This window comes from Ruminococcus sp., from assembly GCF_019417665.1.
GTDB lineage: Bacteria > Bacillota > Clostridia > Oscillospirales > Ruminococcaceae > Ruminococcus_C.
Genome location: NZ_DXUU01000112.1, coordinates 1 through 3368, shown reverse-complemented (window position 1 = coordinate 3368; position 3368 = coordinate 1). Strand labels below are relative to the sequence as shown.

At 43.5% G+C, this 3368-nt stretch carries 4 protein-coding genes; 1 reads left to right on the top strand and 3 read right to left on the bottom strand.

What is annotated here, in order from left to right:
- The first annotated feature begins 400 nt into the window (after window positions 1-400).
- Complete coding sequence (locus QZ375_RS13980; protein WP_295219963.1) at window positions 401-610, top strand: hypothetical protein; 210 nt, start codon at window positions 401-403, stop codon at window positions 608-610.
- 8 nt (window positions 611-618) lie between these two features.
- On the opposite strand, the gene QZ375_RS13975 is transcribed toward QZ375_RS13980, so the two are convergent.
- From QZ375_RS13975 to QZ375_RS13965, 3 genes are all read right to left on the bottom strand, one after another.
- The gene (locus QZ375_RS13975; RefSeq protein WP_295219961.1) at window positions 619-1038 is read right to left on the bottom strand and encodes an amidoligase family protein; all 420 of its coding nucleotides are present in this window, start codon (window positions 1036-1038) and stop codon (window positions 619-621) included.
- A gap of 43 nt (window positions 1039-1081) precedes the next feature.
- Window positions 1082-2701, bottom strand: a complete 1620-nt coding sequence (locus QZ375_RS13970; protein ID WP_295219959.1) for a recombinase family protein — start codon at window positions 2699-2701, stop codon at window positions 1082-1084.
- On the bottom strand, window positions 2637-3368 hold a 732-nt coding region (locus QZ375_RS13965; protein WP_295219956.1), incomplete at its 5' end, for a hypothetical protein. The genes QZ375_RS13970 and QZ375_RS13965, both read right to left, overlap by 65 nt.

The window sequence follows — 3368 nt, the reverse complement described above, 5'->3', positions numbered from 1 at the left end:
GCATCTGAGTTTGACATATTCTTCTACGAATCGTTTACGTTGCTCTGTCAGCATATTGCTTCACCGTCCTCACCTCCGGGCAACAAAAAACCGGCAGGGGATATCCCTTACCGGTTTTCATAATTTCATGCTATTATTATACCACAGGTCAATTGTATCAAACAAGACCATTTTTATTTGTCAAGCATCAGCTCCAGTGCCTTCTGGTGCATTCTGACGGATGTCATGTGTGATATGTACAGTTGATCGTTGACTTGTTCCCATTTCAGCCCGTCCACATAGCGAAGCCGGATAAGCCCCCCAAGATCAGGCGGCAGGGAACGGATGGCACGCTCAATCGTAGCTGCCTGCCGTGCCCAGTTTGCCGCTGTTTCCTCGTATTCTTCGGACAGCTGCTCCAGTGCCTCGACGTATCGCTGCTGCCGGGAAAGTGATTCATTTTAAGTTGGCAGTTGAAGTCGGTGCACTAACACATATGCTTGCGGCAATCAATGAAATTGATGACGAAACTTTGAAAAAGCTTCGTATCATGTGTGTGGATGAAGTGAAACGCATCAATGGCATTATCAATTTTGAAAAAGCGGTTCGCTATCAAAGGAGCGGTGACTAATGTCGTTATTAATTGTTACAAGCCGATATCTGAAAAGTGGTACTGCAAAAACAAAATCTCAACGGAAGAATTATACGAAATATACCGCCAGCTCTTCTGACCGCCCGGACAATTTCCTGCAACAGTGGAATATCGCTATATTCCAGCACCGGTGTGACGATTTCCACGGCATACTCTCTTGACGCATTACCGCCGTTTTTGTCCACACGCCGAATGCTGGAATCATAAACAACTGCCCATTTTCTGTCCTTGCTATCACAAATATGATACTTATCGTAACTGCCGCCAAAGTGCTCCGGCACGCTGTCAAATACTCTGCCGATTGCCCTTGCGGCTGCGTTTCTCGTCAATCCGGTACACTCAATTTCCACGCCAAATTTTTGCGTTTTAATTCCGTCAAAATTTCCTGACAAATTTTCATCTCCCATAAAAAATCGACCTGCAATGCAAGCCGTTTTTCTTGATATTTCGTTATTTTTCCATTTCCGCTTTTACTTCCACGCCGCCCTTGAAAACGATCAGTAATTTCTCTTTCGACAGCACTTTCACGCAATCAATCAGCTTGCGGACAATCACATTGTCAAACACTTCAACCTGAAAGTTTTCATGTGCCAGCATTTCCATGGCAGAATCGATTTTATTCTGCGTATCCGTTGAAATCTCTGCATTCTTTCGGAGTTCCGAAAGCTTTTCATTTATCTCTTGTTCCTCTGCATGAATGTTTTCAAACTCGCAGTCCAGCTTATTCTCATCACATCCGCCGCCAGTAATCAGCAATATCAGGTCGTTTCGCGCGCTGTCCAGTTCTTTCAGCCGCTGTTCCAGATGCAGAATTTCCTGTTGGTTTTTGCACTCCAGAACCGAGCCGATATTTGCTTTCAAAATTTTTGCAATCTCATCTCCACAGCCGAGATATTCGTTGATTGCTTGCAGAATCGCTCTGTGCAGCTTGTCCTCATGAATGGTCGGTGATTCCGAACAATACTTTTTCCCATGCTCCAGGCGGCTGATACACCGCCAGACAATCTGTTTTTTACCACCCGCCGTCCATGTGCATCGCCGATACGGCGTACCGCAATTGCCGCAGATGAGTAACTCTGTAAGCACATATTTGCTGGAGTATTTGCCTTGTTCCGTCGTTGTCTTATCAGAAGTTTTTCGTTTACTGGAACGCCTTGCAAGCTCCTGCTGCACACGGTTAAATGTGTCCCTGTCGATAATCGGTGCATGATGATTTGTCACCAGATACATGGGGCGTTCGCCGTTATTTTTCACAACTTTTTTGGAGATACAGTCGGCGGTAAATGTCTTTTGCAGAAGTGCATCGCCCACATATTTTTCATTTTTCAGAATGCTTTTGATATTGGATTCGCTCCAGTTCTTATTACCCATTGCAGTCAGTTTCCCCTTAGATTCAAGGGTAGCTTTTATCCTCGTGAAGCTAAGTCCATCCAGATATAATTCGTATATCAAATGGACTGTTTCCGCTTCATCGGGAACAATTTCCGGCTTGCCGTCTGCACCTTTCTGATATCCCAGAAGCTTGGAATATTGGAAGGAAACCTTGCCTTCTGCATAAGCTTTTTGCTTGCCCCAACTGACATTTTTGCTGATGGATTCACTTTCCGCCTGAGCAAAACTGCCGTATAGGGCAATCATAAATTCGCTTGTCATCGTCATCGTGTTGATGTTTTCTTTTTCAAAAATTACGCCGATTCCAAGGTCTTTTAATTGCCGCACATATTCCAGGCAATCCACGGTATTTCGGGCAAAACGGGAGATTGACTTGGTGATCACTAAATCAATTTTTTGTTTCTTGCACAGCCGGATCATTTTCAAAAATTCCGGTCGTTTCTTTGCTTGGGTGCCGGAAATTCCTTCGTCGGCAAATATACCAGCCAGTGTCCATTCCTTTTTACGATTGATCAAATCAGTATAATATGTGATCTGAACCTGATAGGAATTCTGCTGTTCTTCCTGTTCGGTACTAACACGACAGTATGCCGCTACTCTAAGCTGATGGTATTTATCCCTGTTTTCCGTAGTTTGCGGCTTTGCAGGAATTATCCTGACATTGGGCGCTGTGGTCATTTTGCATCTTCCTCTCTATGATATTTTTAATGGTGGCACCGTTGATAAACTCAACTTCAACGGTGAAAAAATGACTTACTGAAATTCGCAAAATGCAGGATTTCAATAAGCCAATGTCAAGTGTATTCGATTGTTCGCAGTTTTTCAGAATATCCTTTAACTGCGTGGTTTTCCGAGGTTTATCGTTATAGGTGCAGCAACCATATTTCAGTTCTGCAAGCTTGCATATTTCTTCTTTCGCAATTTCAAAATTAACATCAGGAGTATCCATCAGGCGGTTGATTTCATTCTGCTGACGGGTGACTTCGATACTCGGATTGTAACTACTGATTTCTGCGTTCGTGTTAATTAAACCAGGATTTTCAATTGTCGTATTCAACAAAGTAATCATCACGCCAATCAGCATTTGATCGGTTATTCTATGACTGAATCGGGAACATTCCGGATTGCGGCAGTCCCATTTTTCACTGCGTGTGTTGCCACCAATTCGGGAGAGTTTATGTCCGCATTCCGCACAATAGGTCAGATTCCGAACTGTTTTTAGTTCTTCTGATATTTCTGTAAATCCGACAGTTTTCATTTTCTTTTGCGCATTGACTCTGCGGAATATATCTTCATCGATAATTACCGGATATCCGTTCGTGCCGAGATATTTTTCATTTTCGAG